Source organism: Arthrobacter mobilis (genome assembly GCF_012395835.1).
Lineage (GTDB): Bacteria > Actinomycetota > Actinomycetes > Actinomycetales > Micrococcaceae > Crystallibacter > Crystallibacter mobilis.
On sequence record NZ_JAAZSQ010000015.1, the window covers coordinates 23,338 to 45,304 of the forward strand.

Consider the following 21,967-nt stretch of genomic DNA (forward strand, 5'->3'; position numbering starts at 1 on the left):
CAACCATTCGGGGGAGCCGTCCCATGGGATGGCTCCCCCGTCCCATCCCCGGGAGGAAACCATGATCAGCGAAGAACAGTCCCGCCGCATTACCGACGCCGTCGACGCCGCCTTCGACGCCCAGCTCGCCTTCACCCAGGAACTGGTCAAGCACCCCTCGCTGCGCACCCAGGAGGGCAGCGCCCAGGACCTGCTGTATTCGGCCATGGCCCGGCGCGGCTTGGCGATGGATCGCTGGGGGCTGGATGCGGACGAGCTCGCCACGCATGAAGGCTTCGGCCCGGCGACCGTCTCCTACGACAACGTCACCAACGTCGTCGGCACCTACACCCCGGCCGCCGAGCGCGGCCGCTCGCTCATCCTCAACGGCCATGTCGACGTCGTGCCCGAAGGCCCGGCCGAGGCCTGGTCCCGCTCCCCCTGGGACGCCCCGATCATCGACGGCTGGCTGTACGGCCGCGGTGCCGGGGACATGAAGGCGGGCCTGGCGGCCAACCTCTTTGCGTTCGACGCCGTCCGCGCCGCCGGCTTCGAGCCGGCCGGCCGCATCCACTTCCAGTCGGTGGTCGAGGAGGAATGCACCGGCAACGGCTCGCTGGCGGCCCTGATGCGCGGCTACACCGCCGACGCCGTCATCATCCCGGAGCCGGAAGAGGACATGCTGGTGCGCGCCAACGTGGGCGTGCTCTGGTTCCGGGTGCGGGTCAGCGGCAGCCCCACCCATCCGCGCGAAATGGGCGCCGGCTTCAACGCCATCGACGCCGCCTACACCGCCATGGCCGCGCTGCGCGAGGTCGAGGAAAAGTGGAACGCCGACCGGGGCCGGCACCGCTGGTTCGAGGACCTGGAGCATCCGATCAACTTCAACTTCGGCCGGATCAACGGCGGGGACTGGCCCTCGAGCGTGCCGGCCTGGTGCGAATTCGACGTGCGGGCGGCCATCTACCCGGGCACTCCCGCCGAGCAGGCCTGGGCCGAACTCCAGGAGTGCCTGGCCCGCCTAGCCGGCGGCGAAACCCCCATCCACGCCGTCGCCACCAGGACCGGGTTCTTCGCCGAGGGCTACGTGCTGGAGCCGGGCAGCGAGGCTGAAGCGCTGCTGGAGCGCACCCACCGGCAGGTCTTCGGCCGCGAGCTGGAAAGCTTCACCACTCCCGGTTACCTGGACGGGCGGGTCTTCACCCTCTATGCCGGCACCCCGGCGCTGGTCTACGGGCCGGTCTCGGAGGCGATCCACGGGTTCGACGAACGCGTCAGCGTGGAGTCGGTCCGCCGGATCACCAAGAGCATCGCGCTGTTCATCGCCGGCTGGTGCGGGCTCGACGAGCGGGCCTGACCGGCAGCACCCCAGGAAACGGACGGCGGCGGCACCCGGGAGCGGGTGCCGCCGCCGTTCCGTCTGCTACTTGCCGTACATCCGCCGGTGCAGCTCGCGGATTTCGTCCTCCAGCTCGGCGGCAGGCCCCTCCACGGGCACGTCCGGGGCCACCGTCTGGATCGGCAGCGAGGCCACCGGCGACGGCGGCACGCCCCACTCCTGCAGCCAAGCGGCGAGCTGTCCCGACGAGGCGGCATAGACAATCCGTCCCAGCCCCACCCAGGCATGCGCTGCCGAGCACATCGGGCAGTGCTCGCCGGACGTGTAGACGGTGGCCTCGGCCCGGGCGTCCGGGTCCAGGTTGGCCGCGGCCCATCGGGCGATTTCAAACTCCGGATGCCGGGTCCGGTCCCCGCCCTTGACCCGGTTCCGGTCCTCGAACAAAACTTTCCCGCCGGCGTCGGCCAGCACCGAGCCGAACGGCTCGTCCCCGTCCTCGAGCGCCTCGCGTGCCAGTTCCACGCAGCGCCGCAGATGCCACAGGTCCTTCTCCGTGATCGCCATGCCACGATTATGGCCCGGTGCGGGCGGATACAGATGGGCTTCCGGCTTCCAAGATGTTTTTAAGAGCTTTTTGAGCCAATTGTCAGCTTCGCTGCCTAATTTTGGTTCCCCGCTTGCTCGTCAAAGCGGGGAACACTTTGTCAGTCCGGGCAATTGTGCCCACTGGATCCGCGTCCCACGGGGACAACGGTGCCTCCGCGCGGCCACTGCCGGATCCGATTCATGCAATTGGGGATGAACCATGGCCAAAAACACTTGGAAAACCATCGTCGTGGCCCTCGCAGCGGGTGCTGCGCTGGTCCTGGGGGCAGGGCCGGCGGCGGCGCGGAGCAGCGAGGGCGCCTGGGTCGATAAATCGTACGGCCACTATGAATCCAACTTTGTCCAGACGCCGAGCGGGAACCTGATGGTCCAGTACAACGACCACAGCGGTTCCGGGGGCGGCTCGGATGATTCCTGGAGCAGTTCCAGCCACGGCCAGGAAACCATGGACGAGGACGGAACCAAGCAGTCCCACTTCCGCTTCTCGTACTCCGGCAGCGGGAGCAGGACCGACTACTCCTCGCACTATGCCAAGGACAAGGTCCAGTACGACAGGTACGAGTCCAAGTCCCGGAAGAAGTAAGGCTCCGAGCGGCCAAAAAGGCTCCGCGTCCCTCTGGATGTCCAGAGGGACGCGGAGCCTTTTAGCTGCCGGAAAGAGTCGTCAGGCGATGCCGTCCGTGCCCGGTGCCGGCTTCCCTGCCGGCGGCAGGTCCTTGATCCTGGCGTGCCGCAGCGGCTTGAATTCGTCGTCGCGCCGCAGCTCCATGACCAGGCAGATGCCCAGCAGGGCCACGATGACCGTGAACGGCAGGGCCGAGAGCATGGCCGCCTGCTGCAGGGCGGCCAGGCCGCCGACGATCAGCAGGAGCACCGCGCAGGCCCCGGTCAGGACGCCCCAGACGGTCAGCACCGGCTTGCCCGGTTCCAGCGAGCCCTTCGAGGAGAGCATGCTCAGGACGAAGGTGTTCGCGTCGGCGCCCGAGATGAAGAACAGCGCCACCAGGACCACCGTGACCACCGCGGTGACCTGGACCAGCGGCAGGTTCTCCAGCATGGCGAAGAAGGCCGAGTTGATGTTCGCGGTGGTGGCCTCGCCGATGCCTGCCCCGTCCATGTCCATCTTGATGGCGGTGCCGCCGAAGATGGTGAACCAGGCGAAGAAGACCAGGCTTGGCACCCCGAGGACGCCGGCGACGAACTGGCGGACGGTGCGGCCCTTGGAGATCTTGGCCAGGAACACCCCGACGAAGGCGCCCCAGCTCAGCCACCAGGCCATCATGAAGTAGGTCCACCACTGCATCCACTGCAGGTCATCCGGGGTGCTGGGCGTGATCAGGCTGACCTGGAAGAAGTCGTTGAAGTACTGGCCGACCGAACGGAAGAAGAGGTTGGAGACAAAGTTGGTCGGCCCGGCGAAGAAGACGTACACGGCCAGCAGCAGGGACAGCGCCATGGTGGTCTGGCTGATGTACTTGATGCCCCGGTGCACGCCGGAGAGCGCGGACAGGGTGAACAGGACCGTCACGACGGCGATGATCACGATCTGCGCGCCCAGCCCGGTGGGCAGGCCGAGGATCCGGCCCAGGCCCTCGGCGATCTGCGAGGCGCCCAGGCCCAGGGAGGTGGTGGTGCCGAACAGCGTGGCGATGATGGCGAACACGTCGATCATCTTGCCGAACCAGCCGTCCACCAGCTTGCCGAAGATCGGCCGCAGCATCGGGGAGACCAGGCCCGGGCGCTTCTTGCGGTGGGTGGAGTAGCCGATGGCCAGGCCGAAGATGCCGAAGACGGCCCAGGCGTGCGGGCCCCAGTCGAAGAAGCTGAACTGCATGGCGCGCACCGCAGCTTCCATGGTCTCCGGCTGTGCCATCGCGTGCGGCGGGGCCAGGAAGTGGGAGATCGGTTCGGCCACGCCGTAGCTGATCAGCCCGATCCCCATGACCGCGGACAGGATCATGGCCAGCCAGGCCCAGGTGCTGTGTTCGGGCCGGTCGGTGCTCGAGCCCAGCCGGATGTCGCCGAACCTGCTGAAGCCCAGGTAGAGCATGAGCAGGATGCACAGCAGCGTCACCACCAGGTAGCTCCAGCCCAGGGAGGCCGCCGTCCAGTTCATGCTGGCGGTCATCACGTCGCCCAGGCTCTGGGGCGAGATGGCGGCCCACAGCACGAAGGCGGCGATCAGTCCGACGGACGTCCAGAACACCGTGCCCGGCCGGCCGCCGCGGGGCCTGCCGGCGCCGTCGGGAGCTGGCTGGGACGGCATGGTTTCAGGCGCAGTCGTAGTGAGTTGTTGAACCATGGTGGTCTCCGAATCTGGGGAGTAGCGGAACGGCCTCACGGGACGTCAAAGCTGCGAAAGGTTTTCGCTGTCGTAGAAGCGGCCCGCCTGGTAGACCATGGGGGATGCTTCGCTCACTTCCGCGTGGCGCACGCGGCAAATGAAGATGGTGTGGGTCTTGGCCTGGAACCGCTCGCGGATTTCGGCTTCCAGGGCGGCCGAGGAGTTGTCGATCAGCGGGGAGCCGTTGGGACCTTCGTGCCAGGCGATCTCCGCGAATTTGTCCGCTGCCTTGGACGCGAAGGTGGCCACGGTTTCCTTCTGCTGGTTGCTCAGGATGTTGATGCCCAGGTGGGTCGAGGCGAACAGCGCCGGATAGGTGGAAGAGGTCTTCTGCACGCACACCATGACCAGCGGCGGTTCGAGCGAGACCGAGGAGTAGGCATTGACTGCCAGCCCCTTGGGAATCCCGCCGTCCTTCGTGGTCACCACGGTCACGCCGGTGACGAACTGGCGGTTGAACCCCTTCATGATTTCCGGGTCCGGCTCCCCGGAGAGGGAATCGACGACGACGTCGGCCGCGCCGGCCTCGACGGCGTCGCCGAGGTGGCGGATGCCCAGGCTGTTCAGCAGCTCGCTGCTGTCCCAGGTGACCGTTTCGTGCGCGATCCTGCCACCTTGCAGGGTCACGAAGTTGGATCCGCGGGTCTGCACCCGGCGGTTGGTCGGCGGCACGCCCATGAAGGGCCGGGTGTGGGTCCCGGTCGTCGTCCAGAAGATGGCCGCGTGGTCCCCGTCGACGACGACGGAGTCCACGGTGGTGGTCAGGTCCGGAAACGCCTCCCGGACGGTCCTGATTTCGTCCTGCAGCTGCGCCAGGTTCACGGCCTTGCCGCTGCCCTTGCCCACCCGTACGTAATCCGGGGTCAGGAGCGATTCCAGAGCCTCGACCTCTCCACGGTCCCAGGCCGCCGCCCACACACTGGCCACTGCGCTTTCAAAAGTCTGTTGCATGGCAGAAAGCGTAAGCTACATCACTCGGCACGGTCAACAGTTTGGCAAAAGTTCCCGAGATTCCGCGGTTTTACTGGGATGAGCACCCTCCCTTCATCAATTCCTTGACCGCCTGATGCATGCAACGTAAGCTGTGATGCATGCATCAGACGTTGGTTGATCAGGACGGCCGGGGCACGGCCAAGGAGATGACGCTGCTGGACCGGGTCCGCGGCCTCATCCTGGGCGGCGACTTCCCTCCGGGGGCCCCGCTGTCGGAGGTCTTCCTGGCCCAGGAGTTCGAGGTCAGCCGCACTCCGATCCGCGAGACCCTCAAGCAGCTCCAGCACGAAGGGCTGGTGGAAATCCGGCCGAAGGTCGGCACCTTCGTGCGGGAGCCGAGCCGCCGCGAGATCGTGGAAATGTTCCAGCTCAAGGAGAGCTTCGAGGGCCTGGCCGCCGGCCTGCTGGCCCGGCGGGGCAAGGTGCGCGAGATCGCCATCCTTGAACGCAACATCGAGGAATCCGACGAGGCTGCCGCGGACCAGGACGCCGCACGCTACGCCGAGCTGGTCCACGAGTTCCACCAGACGATCATCCGCGGCGCCGACAACCACAAGCTGATGGAGCACTACGAGCGCCTCATGAACCAGCTGGCCTACCACCGGCTGGTGCTGCGGACCGCCGAACGCCCCGGACGCATCAGCGCCTCGACCGCCGAACACCGCACGGTCCTGGAAATGATCAAGGCCAAGGACCACTTCGGCGCCGAAGCGGCCATGCGCAACCACGTCTACGCCTCGTCCCGCGAAGTCCTCACCGGTTCCCGGGCCGACGGCGACTGAAACCTTCCCGACCCGAAAGCACCCTGGCTGCGCACCGCTGCCGCCAGGCCACCGATCTGCAAGCACTTTGCAACAAGCACTGAAAGGACTTTCCATGCGCTTCTCCAGCTTCCACGGTCTCGGCGCCCCCGAAGACCTGGCCACCCCGGAGCTGTTCTCCGAGAAAGTGATGCTGCACTTTGTTTAGCCCGACCCCCTCACCCGAAGCGCGCGCCGCCGGGATCCGGAAGATCGTCTACTACCAGGAAGAAGTCCTGCTGGAGAACGGCGTGCTGCCGCCGGTCCCGGCACTGCGCGCGACCGCGGCCGCCGTCCTGGCCAACCCCTGGGCCGGCACCGGACCGGAGACCGACCTCGGGCCGGCAACCCGGGAGATCGCCCCGCAGATTGCCCGGGCCCTGACCGACCGGCTGATTGCCGGCCTCGGCGGCGCGGAGAAGATCGAGGCCTTCGGCAAAGCCGCCATCGTCGGCACCGCCGGCGAGATCGAACACGCCGGAGCGCTGATCCACACCCCGTTCTTCGGCAACCTCGTGCGCGAATTCCTCGAGGGCTCGTCCATCATCTGCTTCGCCGACGAGCGCGCCGAGGCCGGCCAGCCGCTGGTCGTGCCGCTCTGGCACAAGACCGAGGCGGCCACGCGCAGCCACTACCAGACGGTCACCGCGCGCGTCTCCGACGGTCCCCGGCCGGACGAGATCGTCGTCATCGCCGCCGCGTCCACCGGTCCGCGGCCGCACGCCAGGATCGGGGACCGCGCCACCGATCCCGCCGTTACCTCCCGCATCCTCGAAGGAGCTTCCCTATGAACATCCGCAAGATCGTCACCCTGGTCGAAGAGACCCTCACCGAAGGCGGCCGCCCGGTGGAGCCGAACGCCCGCGTCGCCGTCGTCGCCGCGGTCATTGAGAACCCGTGGAAGGGCCAGGGCTTCGTCGAGGACCTCAGCGCAGGCATCGACGCCGCCGCCTCCCGGGTCGGCGAGCTGCTCGCGCCCCGTGTGGTCAAGGCCCTCGGCGGGACCGTCGAGGCCTACGGCAAGGCTGCCATCGTGGGCCTGGACGGGGAGATCGAGCACGGCTCGGCGCTGATCCACACGCTCAAGTTCGGCGACCACTTCCGCAACGCGGCCAGCGCCACCACCCTGCTGCCGGCGGTGGAGAAGCGCGGCCCGGCGGGCGTCACCTTCGACATCCCGCTCAAGCACGTCACGGACGCGACCATCCGCTCCCACCACCAGAGCATCGAGGTCCGCCTCGCCGACGCACCGCATCCGGGCGAGATCGTCATCGCGCTGGCCGCCGCCGCCCAGGGCCGGCCGCAGCAGCGCCTCGCGCCGCTGTCCACCGAGCAGTAGCGGGACGGAGAGATGGAGGCGAAACTGCCGATCGTCCTTCTGCACGGCGTCGGGCTCGACCGCACCATGTGGGAGCGGTTCGAGGCCGAGCTGCGGCAGCTGAGCGACCGCCAGGTGCTGGCGCTGGACCTGCCGGGCCACGGCGGCCAGCCGCCGCTTCTCCGGCAGGCCTCGCTGGCCGACCTGGCCGGCGACGTCGCCGGGCGGCTTCCGGGCCGGGCCCACCTGGTCGGGTTCTCGCTCGGCGCCCTGATCGCCCAGCACCTGGCCAGGTTCCGCCCCGAACTGGTGGCGAGCCTGACCAGCGTCAGCTCGGTCTGCCTGCGCACCCCCGAGGAGGCGGCCTCGGTGGCCTCCCGGCTGGCCGTGGCCGCCGAGGATTTCCCGGCCAGCGTGGACGCCTCCCTCACCCGCTGGTACCCGGAGGGCTCCGGCGTCCCGGAGGAGACCGTGGCCCGGACCCGGACCGTCCTGCTGGCCAACGACATCCAGTCCTACCTGCACGCCTACCGGGTCTTCGCCACCGCCGACGCCGAAATCGGCGCCGAGCTCGGGGCGATCACGGTCCCGGCGCTGGCCGTCACCGGCGAACTCGACCCCGGGTCGACGCCGGAGATGACCCGGCGCCTGGGCGAGGCGCTGCCCGGGGCGCGCACCGCCGTCGTGCCCGGCACCCGGCACATGCTCCCGGTGGAGCAGCCGGCCGCCCTGGCCCGGCTGGTTGCCGGATTCATCGAAGAATCGAGTGGAAACAACCATGACTGAGCAATTCGACCATTTCATCGACGGCCGCTGGCAGGCCCCCGCCGACGGCCAGTATTTCGAGAGCACCAACCCGGCCACCCTGGAGGTGCTCTACTCCGCGGCGCGCGGTACCGGTGCCGACGTCGAGGCCGCCGTGGCCGCCGCCCGCCGGGCCTTCGAGAACCCGCTCTGGCGCGACCTGAGCCAGACCCGGCGCGGGCACCTGCTGCGCCGGCTCGGGGACCTCATCGGCGAGCACGCCGAGGAACTGGCCCGGATGGAGACCGCCGACAACGGCAAGCTGCTGCGCGAGATGCGCGGCCAGCTGGCCACCCTGCCGGAGTACTACTACTACTATGCGGGCCTGGCCGACAAGGTCCAGGGCCACCAGATCCCCACCAGCTCGGTGGAGATGCTCAACTACACCCAGCGCGAGCCGCTGGGCGTGGTCGGGGCGATCACCCCGTGGAATTCTCCGCTGACCCTGACCACCTCGAAGCTGGCCCCCGCGCTGGCCGGCGGCAACACGATCGTCATCAAGCCCTCCGAGTACACCTCGCGCACCGTGCTGCGCCTGGCCGAGCTGGCCAGCGAGGCGGGCTTCCCGGACGGTGTGGTCAACGTTGTCACCGGCTTCGGTGCCGAGGCCGGGGCCGCCCTGGTGGGCCACCCGGAGATCGCCAAGATCTCCTTCACCGGCTCCACCGCCACCGGTTCGGCCATCGCCTCCTCGGCCGCCTCCCGCTTCATCGGCTGCACGCTGGAGCTGGGCGGCAAGAGCCCCAACATCGTGTTCGAGGACGCGAACGTGTCCAACGCCGCCATGGGCGTGGTGGCGGGCATCTTCGCCGCCGCCGGGCAGACCTGCATCGCCGGCAGCCGCGTCTTCGCGCACCGCTCGGTCTATGACGAGCTGCTGGACAAGGTTGCGGAGCGGGCCAGGCGCATCGTCATCGGCGACCCGGCCCTGGACAGCACCGAGCTGGGCCCGCTGGCCTTCAGCGCCCAGCAGGACAAGGTCAACTCGTACGTGGAACTGGGTGTCTCCGAAGGCGCGAAGGTCCTGACCGGCGGCTGCCGCCCGGAGGTGGACCTGCCCGGCTACTTCTACTCCCCCACCGTACTGACGGACGTGGACAACTCGATGCGCGTGGTGCGCGAGGAGATCTTCGGCCCGGTCGCAGCGATCATGCCGTTCGAGACCGAGGAAGAGGTCCTGCGCCTGGCCAACGACACCGAGTACGGCCTGGCCGCCGGGGTGTGGACGCAGAACCTGGCCCGGGCGCACCGCATGGCCCGCCGGCTGGAGGCCGGCACCGTCTGGGTGAACACCTACCGGGCGATGTCCCCGATGTCCCCGCGCCAGGGGTTCAAGAACAGCGGGGTCGGGATCGAGCACGGCATCGAGTCCATGAACGAGTACACGCGGCTGAAGAGCGTGTGGATCAACACCGACGAAGGGCCCGTGGCCGATCCCTTCGTCCTGCGCAGCTAACACCCGACCGGAAGAGGAACAGTTCATGCCGCTGATCGATGTCTCCATCGCCGAGGGCCGCAGCCCCGAACAGCTGCGCGCCCTGGTCTCGGCCCTGCACCGCGCCGCGGAGGAATCCGTCGGCGCCCTGCCGGAGAACACCACCGTGATCATCCGCGAGGTGCCCGTCACGCACTGGTCCAAGGCGGACCAGACCATCGCCGAACGCCAGCAGGCCGCCGCAGCCCCGGCGGCTGTACCCACCCGCGACCCGTCGGCCAAAACCGCCGCAGAATGAAGGAGTCACCAATGCGCTTTTCCCTCTTCGTCCACATGGAGCGCTGGGACGAGAGCGTCTCACACCGCGAATGCTTCGAGAACCTGACGGAACTCGCGCTCATCGCCGAGGCAGGAGGCTTCAGCACCGTCTGGATTGGTGAGCACCACTCGATGGAATACACCATCTCCCCCAGTCCCATGCCCCAGCTCGCATACCTGGCAGCACGCACGTCGCGCATCCGCCTGGGCGCAGGAACGATCATCGCACCCTTCTGGAACCCGATCCGTGTCGCCGGCGAGACAGCGCTCCTGGACGTCATCAGCAACGGCCGGGCTGAAGTTGGGCTGGCCCGGGGTGCCTACCAGTTCGAGTTCGACCGCCTGATGGGCGGCATGTCAGCGGTCGACGGCGGCAAGCACCTGCGCGAGATGGTTCCGGCCGTGCGTGCTCTGTGGGAGGGCGACTACGCGCACGACGGCGAGGTCTGGCAGTTCCCAACCTCGACCAGCGTCCCGAAGCCCATTCAGCAGCCGACGCCGCCCATGTGGATCGCCGCCCGCGACATCTCCTCGCACGAGTTCGCCGTCGCCAACGGCTGCAACGTGATGGTGACGCCGCTGATGAAGGGCGACGAGGAGGTCGAGGACCTCGCCCGCAAGTTCGACACGGCTGTCGCGAACAATCCCGGCATTCCCCGTCCGGACCTCATGGTGCTCCGCCACACGCACGTCCACTCCGCGGACGAACCTGAGGGATGGCGCCGCCCGGCCGAGGGCATCCAGAAGTTCTACAGGACCTTTGATGCCTGGTTCGGCAACAAGACCACTCCGAAGAACGGGTTCCTCGAGCCCAGCCCGGCCGAGAAGTTTGCCGAGCGACCCGAGTTCACGCCGGAGTCCCTCCACAAAACAGCGATGATCGGAACGCCCGACGAAATCATCGAGCGCCTGCGCCACTACGAAGCACTCGGCGTTAACGAGTTCAGCCTCTGGTCCGACAACAGCCTGACCCATGAGGAGAAGAAACGCTCCCTCGAGCTCTTCGTCGAGCATGTCATGCCGGCCTTCCAGGAGCAGCCCGCATCGGCGGCACGTTGATGCCAGCTGGCGGTTAGCCACGGCAACGCTCCGGTGCACCGGAGGCCAACGGATTGGGCCCGTGCCGGGTCGTCCGGCTGGCCGTGCGGACCAGCGGCCGACCTGCGCCGCCGGCCGCTGATGTGTCCCTGCCTCCTGCCGGGGCAGGGACACATCAGCGGCCGCTGTCCGGCTCCAGCTGCTCCCCTGCCGCCACGGAGGTCCCGGCGGCCACCTTGCTGTCCTGCCCGAGGACGGTAATGTCGCCGTCGCCGCCCACCTTGGCGTTCCGGCCGACCATAGCCCGGTCGTCGGCCACCGTGCGCACCAGTTCCGCGCCGGCCTCCACGCGCACCCCGTGCAGCAGCACCGAATCCCTGACCACCGCGCCCTCCTCGACGACCGCACCGGGTCCGACGACGCTGCGCACCACCGTGCCGTGGACGGTGGAACCTGCCGAGACCAGGCTCCCCTCGATCCTGGCTGCGGAGGCCACGAAGGCCGGCATCAGCTGCGGGCTGGCGGTGCGCACCGGCCAGCCCTGCTCCTGCAGGTTGAAGCCGGTCCCGTCCAGCAGCTGCATATGCGCTTCCCAGAAGCTCGGGATGGTGCCCAGATCCCGCCAGTACCCGTCATGCCGGTGCTCGGCGACCGTGGCGTGCTCCACCAGGTGCGGCACCAGCACATCCCCGTAGTCCTTCAGGCCCTCGCCGTTCTCCGCTGCGAGCCGGTCCATCGTCTCCAGCAGCACGTCCGCGTTGTAGAGGAACACCTCGGCGGCCACCAGGTCCGTCTTGGGCTGCTCCGGCTTGTACTCGAAGCCGGTCACCCTGCCGCCCTCCACCTCGACCACGCTGTAGCGGGAGACATCGCCGCCGACCTTGGTGGTGACCATGGTCAGGTCGGCCCCGGCCTCATAGTGGGTGTCCACCACGTCGCGGTAGTCCAGCCGGTACAGGTGGTCGGCGCTGAGCACCAGCACCAGGTCGGGGTTGAAGTCCCGGACCAGCCCGGCCTGCCGGTGCAGCGCATCCGCGTTGCCTTCGGCGAACCCCTCCCCCGCCGCGCCCTGGTACGGCGGCAGGATCCGCAGGCCGCCGTCGGTCCGGTCCAGGTCCCATGGGCGGCCGTTGGCGACGTGGTCGTTGAGCGAAAACGGCAGGTACTGCTCCACCACCCACACGTCAGCGATCTTGCTGTGCGCCAGGTTGGACAGCGGGATGTCGATCATCCGGTAGTGCCCGCCGACCGGCAGCGAGGGCTTGGACCGCCTGTCGGTCAGCGCCCCCAGCCGCCCGCCCGGGCCGCCGGCCAGGATCATTGCCAGGATTTTGGGTCGCAGCATGGCGCCAAGCGTAGCAGCAGGGGCCCCGCCCGAGCCCGTGAGGGCGGGGGTGCTGCGGAGCGCTAGCCGTGTGCGACTAGCCGATCTACAGGTCCGCCACACTCCGCTGGTCCCGGCGCAGCGGATGGTCCGCGGGAATTTCCACCAGCACGATCCGCACGCCGTCGGGATCCTCGATCCACATTTCCAGCAGGCCCCACGGCTCCTGCAGCGGCGCCCGCAGGATGCCAACCCCGGCCTCCTGCAGCCGGCGGTGCTCGGCGGCCAGGTCCCGGACCTGGAGCCACAGCTCCAGCCGTCCCGGCCCCTCGGCGTCGCGCTGCCCGGAGACTTCCAGCAGGCCGTTGCCCAGGAAGAACACCAGCCCGGGGTTCTCCGGGTCGCCGAACTCGCGGTACACGGCCAGTCCGAGTGTGTCCCGGTAGAAGGCCCGGCTCTTGCCCGGGTCGGACGGCCGGAGGAGGATCCGGCTGCTGAGTGTCTCCATCCCCCGATCATTGCCCGGCTGCGGAGCACAGTCAAAATCCGGCCGGAATAAGTGCGGCCCCCGATGTTTCTTGGGGGAATGGGGACATCGGGGGCCGCACCTGCAGCCTCCGTGCTCATTGGGGGGCAAGCCCGGAGGCGGGATATCCTGCCCGGCCCTCAGCGGGTGACCGCGCAGGATAGGCCTTGGAATTTCCCTGCGCCCCATAAAAGCACAGCAGGCTTAGCAAGGACAGACCATTCTGTCTCTAAAGCTGCCCCGTTATCCGATCTTTACGTTTAACCACCCGGGCATCCGAACCACCTGCGGCGCCACCGGCTCCGCCATGAAACTTGCGCCGGAAACGCTCCGGAATAAAATGGCATCGCCTGCGTTAACTTGAGCCGAAGGCACTCAAGTCTAAGAGGAGGACCAATGCCTGTATTCTTCGGACCCGCAGCATCCGGCAGCGGCTCGTTCGATGAATTCCTTGCCCGGTACCTGCAGGGCCAGCGTGCGGCCCGCTCCGGGCAGACGATCGACATTATGCGCCTGCTGAGCCGCCGCTCGCACGAGCTGCTCGCCCAGGCCGCCCGCTTTGCCGTCGAGCACGGCCATCCCGACGTCGACGCGCTGCACATCCTGCGCGTGATGGTCGAGCAGGAACCGGCAGCCGGACAGCTCAAGCGCAGCGGCGCCGACCCGGCAGCCCTCGCCAAGGCCGCCGAGCAGCGCCTGCCGGAGAAGTCCGATGAACGGCCCGACTCCCCGCCGTCGCTCACGCCCTCGGCCCAGCGCGCCCTGCTCGAGGCCTACCAGGTGGCCCGCGCGTTCGGGTCCACCTACATCGATCCCGAGCATCTGTTCTTCGCGTTCGTGCTGAACCAGGAGTCGCCCGCCGGGCAGCTGCTGGCCGCGGCCGGCATCACGCCGCAGTCGCTGCAGCAGGCCGGTGGGGCCGCAGCCGGCCAGACCGCGCAGGCGGGCCAGGCACCCGGCCCCGAGGCGGGGACCGGCAGCGAAACGCCGATGCTTGACCAGTTCGGTATCGACCTGACCTCCCGGGCCCGCGAGGGCAAGCTGGATCCGGTGATCGGGCGTGCGGAGGAAATCGAGCAGGCCGTGGAGATCCTCGCCCGCCGCACCAAGAACAATCCGGTCCTCATTGGCGAGGCGGGCGTGGGCAAGACCGCGATCGTCGAAGGCCTGGCCCAGGCGATCGTCGCCGGCGACGTCCCGGAGCAGCTGCGCGGCAAGCGCGTGGTGTCCCTCGACCTGCCGGGCATGCTCGCCGGCACCCGCTACCGCGGCGACTTCGAGGAGCGCCTGACCAAGACCATGGACGAGATCAGCGCCCAGGGCGGCAACCTGATCGTCTTCGTGGACGAACTGCACACCGTGGTCGGGGCCGGCGGCGGAGGCGAGGGCGGCATGGATGCCGGCAACATCCTCAAGCCGCGCCTGGCCCGCGGGGAGCTGCACCTGGTCGGGGCCACCACGCTGAAGGAGTACCGGAAGATCGAGAAGGATCCGGCGCTGGAGCGCCGCTTCCAGCCCGTGCACGTCGGCGAGCCCAGCCTGGACGACGCCGTGCGGATCCTCGCCGGACTCAAGGACCGCTACGAACAGCACCATGCGGTGACCTACACGGACGGTGCGCTGCGCGCTGCCGTCGAAATGTCCGCGCGCTACATCACCGACCGCTTCCTGCCGGACAAGGCGATCGACCTGATCGACCAGGCCGGGGCGCGGCTGAGCCTGCAGCGCGGCCCGCGGGTGGACGTGGACGCGCTGCGCGGCAAGGTCGCGGAACTGGAGTCGGCCAAGAACTCCGCCGTCGCCAGGGAAGACTACGAGGAGGCCTCGCGGCTGCGCGACGAGATCGAGGCGCTCAACGGCCGGATCGCCGCAGCCCTGAAGGACAACCCGGGCGACGGCCAGGGTGCGCAGTCCGCCGTCGTCGGCGAAGCCGAGATCGCCCGGATCGTTTCCCGGGCCACCGGCATCCCGGCCGCCCGGCTGACCGAGGGCGACCGGGAGCGCCTGGGCCGGCTCGAGGAGGACCTGCACTCCCGGGTGGTCGGCCAGGACGACGCCGTGGCCGCCATTGCCAAGGCCGTGCGGCGCAACCGCACCGGACTCGGTGACGAGGGCAGGCCGGTGGGCAGCTTCCTGTTCCTGGGCCCCACCGGCGTGGGCAAGACCGAACTGGCCAAGGCGCTGGCGGAGTCGCTGTTCGGCGACGAAAACGCCATGGTCCGCTTCGACATGAGCGAGTTCGGCGAGCGGCACACCGCCAGCCGGCTGGTCGGTGCCCCTCCGGGCTACGTCGGCTATGACGAGGCCGGGCAGCTGACCGAGCGCGTGCGGCGCCGGCCGTACTCCGTGGTGCTGCTGGACGAGATCGAGAAGGCGCACCCGGATGTGTTCAACCTGCTGCTGCAGGTGCTCGACGACGGCCGGCTGACCGACGGCCAGGGCCGCACGGTGGACTTCCGCAACACCGTGGTGATCATGACCAGCAACCTCGGATCGGAGTTCCTGGCCAGCCGCGGCGGGGCGCTGGGCTTCACCGCCAACGGCGGTGACGGCTTCGGCGGCGAGAAGGCGCTGCGGGACCGGGTGATGGGCCGGCTGCGCGAAACGATGCGGCCGGAGTTCCTGAACCGGATCGACGAGATCGTGCTGTTCCGCAAGCTGGATAAGGAGCAGCTGCGGGCCATTGTGCGGCTGCAGCTGCGCCGGACCGAGGCCCGGCTGGCGGCCCAGGGCATTGGCCTGTCCGTGGATGAGGCGGCCGTGGACTGGATCGCCGAGCGCGGCTACGAGCCCGAGTACGGCGCCCGGCCGCTGCGCCGGGTCATCCAGCGCGAGCTCGACGACGCGGTCGCGGACCTGCTGGTGGCCGGCCGCCTGGCCGAGGGCGGACGGGTTGTTGTCTCCGTCGACGGCGAAGCGCTGGCCGTGGAGGCCGCTGCCGTGGCGGCGGCCGCGTAGCGCCGAGGGTCCCGCCGCGAGCGCAGCGAGTGGAAGGCGGAACGCGCCAGGCAGTCCGCAGCACGGGGCCGGCCGGGAAGGATTCTTCTTCCCGGCCGGCCCCGTCTGGCGCAGTTGCCTCAGCCGGTCTCGACTTCGAGCTCTACCGGGACCGGACGCCGCACGGCGTCGTCGACGGGACAGTGCGCCGCTGCCCACGCGACGATCCCACGGACGGCCGCCTCGTCCGCCCCGGCGGAGGCAACCCGGACCACGACGCGTGCAGCGAGCGGACCGGCGGGCATGCCGTCGTCGAGGCCGAGGATGCCGCGGTCGTCGGATTCGCTGTCCACCGTCACCTCGAGCCGGGTCAGCGTCACGCCGGCCTCCGCGGCGCGCATCGTGATCAGCGTGGCCACGCACGAAGCGTGGGCTGCCCTGAACAGCCACCCCGGTGAGGGAGCCGTGCCGCCGCCGCCGATCCCCGTGACCATGTCGGTGACGACCGACGCGCCGTCGGCACCGTCCACCCGCACCCGCAGGCCTTCCTCCACCACGGCGGTAGCCGCCGAGTCGCGGTAGCGTGCCTGCTCCGGGTGGCTGCCCAGGTACTCGCGGGCGTTCCTTAACGCGTTGGCGATCTCTGCCTGTCCCATGTCCGGCGCCTCCGTGGCCTCTGGTCCCTCCGGTTCCGAGGGTACGGGCTGTGCCGGCACCGCACCAGCGCTAGCTGCTGCAGGCCGGCGATGGTCCCGGCCGCAATGCCTAAGCTCAGACGTACTCGAGTTCCTCTTCCTGCGCCCGGGCCGCTCCGGCGGCACCGCGGGGCAGGATGAGCCCGTGGAAGAAGTCCGGCCTGCGGCGGGCCTGGACGAACATCACTACCGCCCCGGAGAGGAGCACCACCACCGCCAGGATGAAGACCAGGCCCACGCCGAAGACGCTCGAGCCGCTGCCGTAGGCCGGGTCCATGCTGTCGATGAGCGTGGTGAAGAACAGGATGGTCAGCACCACCGCACCGGTGAGCGGGAACAGCAGCGTGAAGAAGAAACTCCGGATGCTGGCGGTCCACTGCTTGCGGAAGTACCAGACGCAGGAGTAGGCGGTCAGCCCGTAGTAGAAGCACACCATCACGCCCAGCGCGGTGATCGTGTCCCACAGGACATCTTCGCTCACCAGGCGCATGACGGCGTAGAACGTCGAGGCGATCAGCGAGGAGACCACGGTGGCGAACACCGGGGTGGAGAACCGCTTGCTCACCGAGGCGAAGCGCGCCGGCAGCGCCCCGTAGTGCCCCATGGCCAGCAGCGTCCGGGCCGGCGACACGAACGTGGACTGCAGCGACGAGGCCGAACTGGAGAGCACCGCGATGGAGACCAGCACGGCCAGCGGTCCCATCACCGGGCCGGCCAGGGCAAAGAACACGTTCCCCTGGATCTCCGGATTGCCCAGCCCCACGCCCGCGGAGCCGGTGCCGGCGAAGGCCAGCAGCGCCACCGAGACAAGCAGGTAGATGCCCACGATCACCACCATCGTCAGCGTCGCGGCCCGCCCGGGCGTGCTGGAGGACCCCTTGGTTTCCTCGGACATGGTCAGGGTGACATCCCAGCCCCAGAACATGAACAGCGTCAGCGACAGGCCGGCCACCACCGCGCTCGCCGAACCCGCGCCAAACGGGTTGAACCACTCTGCCTGGATGGGGGTGGGGTCGAAGGCCGATCCGTCCGCGAGGCGGACCAGTGCGGCCACGCCGAAGCCCACCATCACCAGGATCTGGAACCCGACCAGCCAGTACTGCAGCTTCTGGGTCGTCTGCATGTCCCGGCACGATACCCAGGTGGCCGCCAGCATGAAGGCCAGGCAGGTGGCCACGTTGACCAGCGGGTTCGCGGCCAGGCTGGCCAGGTCCGCGTTGCCGGTGAGCTGCGAGAGCAGCAGGTAGAAGAAGTCGACGGCGATGCCTGCGAGGTTGCTCAGCACGATGATGGTCGCCGCGCACAGGCCCCACCCGGCCATCCAGCCGACCCACGGCCCGAAGGCCCGGGCGGCCCAGGTGAAGGAGGTTCCGCTGTCAGGCATGGCACGGTTGAGCTCGCGGTAGCCGAAGGCCACCAGCAGCATCGGGATAAATCCGATCAGCAGGATGCCGGGCAGGTGGGCCCCGACCTCGGCCACCGCAGGCCCCAGGGCTCCGGTGAGCGTGTAGGCGGGAGCGATGGCCGAAACGCCAATGACGGTGGCGCCTGCCAGTCCGACCGTTCCGGCGCCGAGCCCCTTGGCCGACAGCCCGGAAGCCCGGCGGCCGGGAGGCGCAGCGGTGCCTGCGGAAGGTGTGTTCTTGTTCATGCTGTCCTTAATCTGCCGGGCCAGAGGCCGCCCGGCGCTGTCAACCTGCTTGAGCCGAAGGCCCTCGCGCTAAACGAACAACGTTCATATTATGGTTAGGGTCACAACTTCACAAGATTTTTTCGGCCGGGCTGTCCCGCCGCGCCGCCCCGTCCACCAAGTCCGCCATCAGGAACAAGGGAGCCAGCATGACTGCAGCGACGTCAGCCACCGGACTGCCCCGGCCGAACGTCCCGCCGGAACAGGCCGCGCTCTGGGCCCGGGAACTCTTCGGCGTGGAGGGTCCCGTCCGCGAGCTCGGCAGCCAGCAGGACCGGAACTTCCTGGTCGAATCCCCCGCCGGCCGCCACCTGCTGAAGATCAGCAACCCGGCCTTCGCCCGGGCCGAGGTCCAGGCCCAGAACGCCGCCATGAAGCACCTGGCCGCCGCTGGACTGGCTGTGCCCGCGCCGGTGCCGTCGGTGCACGGGGAAGAGATCGCCACTGTAGCGGTGGACGGCGCCGGGCACTGCGTGCGGCTGCTCAGCTTTGTCGACGGCACTCCCCTGATCGAGAACCGGTATCTGCCCCCGCCCGTGGTCGGTGATCTCGGCCGGCTGGCCGGACAGGTTTCCGCCGCGCTGGCGCAGCTGCGCCACCCGGGACTGGACCGCGGCCTGCAGTGGGACCTGCGGGCCGGCGGGGACGTCGTCGACTCGCTGCTCGGCTGCGTCCGCGAGGACCGGAAGCGGGAGCTGGTCGCCTCCGCCGCCGCCCGCGCCCGGGCGGCGCTGGAGCCCCTCCGCGCCCAGCTGCCCGTCCAGGCGGTGCACGGCGATCTGACCGACGACAACGTGGTCTGCCGGCCGGACGGGTCCGGCCGGCCCCTGGCCACCGGGATCATCGACTTCGGCGACACCATGTACAGCTGGCGCGTGGCGGAGCTGGCGGTGGCCTGTACCGCCGTCTTCCACCATGAGCCGGACAACCCGCTGGCCGTGCTCCCGCTCATCGAGGCCTTCCACCGGCAGGTGCGGCTGACGGAGGCGGAACTGGATGCGCTCTGGCCGCTGATCGTGCTGCGCGGAGCTGTCCTGGTGGTCAGCGGGGAGCAGCAGGTCGCCGTCGATCCCGGCAACGGCTACGCCGAAGCGGCCCTCGCCCGTGAGTGGACGATCTTCGAAACCCCGGCCGCCTACGACTGGCAGGCCGCGGCGGCAGGCATCCGGGCAGCGCTTGGCCTCGGCGGCTCCCGGACCACGAAACCGCCCGCTGCCCGGTCCGTCCTGCTGCCCTCGCTCCAGCAGCGGAAACCGGCGGTCCTGGATTTCGGCTGGACCAGCGATTCCTTGACCAACGGCTCCTGGTTGGGCAGCCCCGCAGAACAGGCAGCTGAAGAGGCACGCATCGTCCAGGCGGCGCTGGCCTCCGCCGACGCCGCGCTCGCCCGGTTCGGCGAGGCCAGGCTGACGCGCTCCCAGACCCTGAGCCGCACCGAGCCGGCCAATCTGGCCCTGGCCCTGGAGGTCCACCTCGGGGTCCCGTCCGCGGTGCATGCCCCGTTCGCCGGCACCATCACCGGCACCGCGCCCGGCTTACTCATGCTGGAGGGCGCGGACCACACACTCTTCCTGGCCGGAATCAGCAGCACGGAGTCCCTGGCGCCCGGCGCCGCGGTGGCGGCCGGCCGGCTGCTGGGCACCGTCACCTCCGCCCTGACGGTGTGGCTGGCCGCGGCCGGAGTCCGGCCGGCCGGCTCCGGGGAACCACCGCGGTTCGTGCGGGCCTCGGAGTTCCCCGCGTTCGCCGCCCTGTACCAGGATCCCGCGCCGCTGCTGGGCGCAGGCGTCCTGCCGGAGCTGCCCGAGGAGGATGCCGCCGCGGTCCTGGACCGCCGGAACCGCTCCTACGCCCCGCTGCAGGGCCACTACTATGCCGCACCGCCGCGGATCGAACGGGGCTGGAAGGAGCACCTGATCGACACCCAGGGCCGGCACTACCTGGACATGGTCAACAACGTCACGGTCCTGGGCCACGGCCACCCCGCCATTGCCGCCGCCGCCGAACGCCAGTGGCGGATGCTCAACACCAACTCCCGGTTCCATTACGGCGCCGTGGCCGAGCTTAGCGAGCGGCTGCTGCGCACGGTACCGGACTCCTTCGACACCGTGCTTCTGGTCAACAGCGGCACGGAGGCGGTCGACCTGGCCCTGCGGCTGGCCAAGGCCTTCACCGGCCGGGAAGACGTCCTGTGCGTCCAGGAGTCCTACCACGGCTGGTCCCTGGCCGCGGACGCGGTGTCCACCTCCACCTCGGACAACCCCCGGGCGGAAGAGACCCGGCCGGCCTGGGTGCACGTGCTCGATGCCCCCAACAGCTACCGGGGAACCCACCGGGGCGCCGGCGCAGGTGAGGCCTATGCCCGCGATGCCCGGGCCATGCTCCAGTCCCTGGCCGACGCCGGGACGCCGGTGGGAACCTATATCGCCGAGCCGCGCAACGGCAATGCCGGCGGCATCGGCCTGCCACCGGGCTACCTGCCGGCCGTGTACGACGCGGTCCGCAGGCAGGGCGGGGTCTGCATCTCCGACGAAGTGCAGGTCGGCTACGGGCGGCAGGGGTTCTACTTCTGGGGCTACCAGGAACACGGCGTCGTGCCCGACATCATCACGGTCGCCAAGGCCATGGGCAACGGCCACCCGCTCGGTGCCGTCATCACCCGGCGCCAGATCGCCGACGCCCTGGCCAGCCAGGGCAGCTTCTTTTCCTCCTCCGGCGGAAGCACGCTGAGCTCGCGCATCGGCGCTGCCGTCCTGGAGGTGCTCGAGGCCGAAGGCCTGCAGGAGAACGCCCGCGAGGTGGGCAGTTACCTGCGCGCCGAACTCGAGGCCCTGGCGGACCGCCAGCCGCTGATCGGGGCGGTGCACGGCCTGGGGCTCTATCTCGGCATCGAATTCGTGCGCGACCGAAGCAGCCTCGAAGCGGCCGATACCGAGACTGCCGCCATCTGCAACCGCCTGCGCGAACTCGGCGTCATCGTGCAGCCAACCGGCGACCGGCAAAACGTCCTGAAGGTCAAGCCGCCGCTGTGCTTCACCCGGGACAGCGCCCGGTTCTTCGTCGACACCCTCGAGGAGGTGCTCAGCAACGGCTGGTGATCCGGGCCGAAACGCTGCCGGGTCTGGGCCGCAGGCGGTGCCGTGTGCTGGACTGTCCGGACAGACCAGACGCAGGGAAGGATTACCCAGATGCCCACGCACCAGATCGGTTACTTTGTCGGGAGCCTGGCCAGCGGCTCCATCAACCGCACGCTGTCCAAGGCGCTGATCAGGCTCGCCCCCGATTCGTTGGAATTCACCGAGATCCCCATCCGGGACCTGCCGCTGTACAGCCCGGACTACGACACCGACTTCCCGCCGGCAGGCCGGGCCCTGAAGGAGGCGGTCGAGGCCGCCGACGGGATCCTGTTCATCTCCCCCGAGTACAACCGCTCCATCCCCGGCGCGCTGAAGAACGCCATCGACTGGGGCTCCCGGCCCTGGGGCACCAATTCCTTTGCCCGCAAGCCCACGGGCATCATCGGCGCCTCCCCGGGCAACATCGGCACCGCGGTGATGCAGTCCTCCATGCGCGCCGTGCTGAGCTTCCTCGATGCCCCGCAGCTGAATGCCCCCGAAGCCTACGTCAAGTTCGACCCGGAGGTGTTCGGCAGCGACGGCGAGGTCAGGGACGAGCGCACCGAAAAGTTCCTGCGCCACTACATGGACGAATACTGCGCCTTCGTCCAGCGCGTCCTGGACGCCAATGCCCCCGGGCACATCGGCGACGAGGATCCCGATTCGCGCAAGTAGCCGGCCGGGCTCCGGTGCCGCGGCGCCTGA

Annotated in this window: 19 protein-coding genes; 12 read left to right on the forward strand and 7 right to left on the reverse strand. The window is 69.3% G+C overall.

What is annotated here, in order from left to right; genetic code table 11:
• Positions 1-61: 61 nt before the first annotated feature.
• On the forward strand, positions 62-1,336 hold the full coding sequence (locus HGG74_RS14430; protein WP_168487431.1) for an ArgE/DapE family deacylase: 1,275 nt from the start codon (positions 62-64) through the stop codon (positions 1,334-1,336).
• 66 nt (positions 1,337-1,402) lie between these two features.
• Here HGG74_RS14430 and HGG74_RS14435 read toward each other — a convergent pair whose 3' ends face one another.
• On the reverse strand, positions 1,403-1,882 hold the full coding sequence (locus HGG74_RS14435; RefSeq protein ID WP_168487432.1) for a nucleoside deaminase: 480 nt from the start codon (positions 1,880-1,882) through the stop codon (positions 1,403-1,405).
• Positions 1,883-2,123: 241 nt separating this feature from the next.
• Between HGG74_RS14435 and HGG74_RS14440 the strand changes: the two genes are divergently transcribed.
• Complete coding sequence (locus HGG74_RS14440; RefSeq protein WP_168487433.1) at positions 2,124-2,507, forward strand: hypothetical protein; 384 nt, start codon at positions 2,124-2,126, stop codon at positions 2,505-2,507.
• Positions 2,508-2,588: 81 nt separating this feature from the next.
• On the opposite strand, the gene HGG74_RS14445 is transcribed toward HGG74_RS14440, so the two are convergent.
• Entirely contained in the window at positions 2,589-4,190 is a 1,602-nt protein-coding gene (locus tag HGG74_RS14445) for a BCCT family transporter (RefSeq protein ID WP_205761965.1), read from the reverse strand.
• 81 nt (positions 4,191-4,271) lie between these two features.
• Positions 4,272-5,219, reverse strand: a complete 948-nt coding sequence (locus tag HGG74_RS14450; RefSeq protein ID WP_168487435.1) for a flavin reductase — start codon at positions 5,217-5,219, stop codon at positions 4,272-4,274.
• A gap of 140 nt (positions 5,220-5,359) precedes the next feature.
• Between HGG74_RS14450 and HGG74_RS14455 the strand changes: the two genes are divergently transcribed.
• From HGG74_RS14455 to HGG74_RS14485, 7 genes are all read left to right on the forward strand, one after another.
• Complete coding sequence (locus HGG74_RS14455) at positions 5,360-6,043, forward strand: GntR family transcriptional regulator (protein ID WP_205761966.1); 684 nt, start codon at positions 5,360-5,362, stop codon at positions 6,041-6,043.
• Between the two features lie 179 nt (positions 6,044-6,222).
• Positions 6,223-6,852: an amino acid synthesis family protein gene (locus HGG74_RS14460; protein WP_168487436.1), complete on the forward strand. Its 630-nt coding sequence runs from the start codon at positions 6,223-6,225 to the stop codon at positions 6,850-6,852.
• Entirely contained in the window at positions 6,849-7,400 is a 552-nt protein-coding gene (locus HGG74_RS14465) for an amino acid synthesis family protein (RefSeq protein ID WP_168487437.1), read from the forward strand. The genes HGG74_RS14460 and HGG74_RS14465 overlap by 4 nt, the downstream gene beginning before the upstream one ends.
• 12 nt (positions 7,401-7,412) lie before the next feature.
• Entirely contained in the window at positions 7,413-8,165 is a 753-nt protein-coding gene (locus HGG74_RS14470) for an alpha/beta fold hydrolase (RefSeq protein ID WP_168487438.1), read from the forward strand.
• Entirely contained in the window at positions 8,158-9,639 is a 1,482-nt protein-coding gene (locus HGG74_RS14475; protein ID WP_168487440.1) for an aldehyde dehydrogenase, read from the forward strand. The genes HGG74_RS14470 and HGG74_RS14475 overlap by 8 nt, the downstream gene beginning before the upstream one ends.
• Positions 9,640-9,664: 25 nt before the next feature.
• Complete coding sequence (locus HGG74_RS14480; protein ID WP_168487442.1) at positions 9,665-9,916, forward strand: tautomerase family protein; 252 nt, start codon at positions 9,665-9,667, stop codon at positions 9,914-9,916.
• Complete coding sequence (locus HGG74_RS14485; protein WP_246262918.1) at positions 9,913-10,995, forward strand: LLM class flavin-dependent oxidoreductase; 1,083 nt, start codon at positions 9,913-9,915, stop codon at positions 10,993-10,995. Before HGG74_RS14480 ends, HGG74_RS14485 begins: the two co-directional genes overlap by 4 nt.
• 154 nt (positions 10,996-11,149) lie before the next feature.
• On the opposite strand, the gene HGG74_RS14490 is transcribed toward HGG74_RS14485, so the two are convergent.
• Positions 11,150-12,319, reverse strand: coding sequence for a glucose-1-phosphate adenylyltransferase family protein (locus tag HGG74_RS14490; RefSeq protein WP_168487444.1), 1,170 nt, complete (start codon positions 12,317-12,319; stop codon positions 11,150-11,152).
• Positions 12,320-12,404: 85 nt separating this feature from the next.
• Complete coding sequence (locus HGG74_RS14495; RefSeq protein WP_168487446.1) at positions 12,405-12,806, reverse strand: VOC family protein; 402 nt, start codon at positions 12,804-12,806, stop codon at positions 12,405-12,407.
• A gap of 414 nt (positions 12,807-13,220) precedes the next feature.
• Between HGG74_RS14495 and HGG74_RS14500 the strand changes: the two genes are divergently transcribed.
• Positions 13,221-15,782: an ATP-dependent Clp protease ATP-binding subunit gene (locus HGG74_RS14500; RefSeq protein ID WP_168487448.1), complete on the forward strand. Its 2,562-nt coding sequence runs from the start codon at positions 13,221-13,223 to the stop codon at positions 15,780-15,782.
• 119 nt (positions 15,783-15,901) lie between these two features.
• On the opposite strand, the gene HGG74_RS14505 is transcribed toward HGG74_RS14500, so the two are convergent.
• Positions 15,902-16,417, reverse strand: coding sequence for an OsmC family protein (locus HGG74_RS14505; RefSeq protein ID WP_168487449.1), 516 nt, complete (start codon positions 16,415-16,417; stop codon positions 15,902-15,904).
• Positions 16,418-16,532: 115 nt separating this feature from the next.
• Positions 16,533-18,107: an APC family permease gene (locus tag HGG74_RS14510; RefSeq protein ID WP_168487451.1), complete on the reverse strand. Its 1,575-nt coding sequence runs from the start codon at positions 18,105-18,107 to the stop codon at positions 16,533-16,535.
• Between the two features lie 188 nt (positions 18,108-18,295).
• Between HGG74_RS14510 and HGG74_RS14515 the strand changes: the two genes are divergently transcribed.
• Complete coding sequence (locus HGG74_RS14515) at positions 18,296-21,244, forward strand: aminotransferase (RefSeq protein WP_168487453.1); 2,949 nt, start codon at positions 18,296-18,298, stop codon at positions 21,242-21,244.
• Positions 21,245-21,334: 90 nt separating this feature from the next.
• Entirely contained in the window at positions 21,335-21,937 is a 603-nt protein-coding gene (locus HGG74_RS14520) for an NADPH-dependent FMN reductase (RefSeq protein ID WP_168487455.1), read from the forward strand.
• Positions 21,938-21,967: the final 30 nt, after the last annotated feature.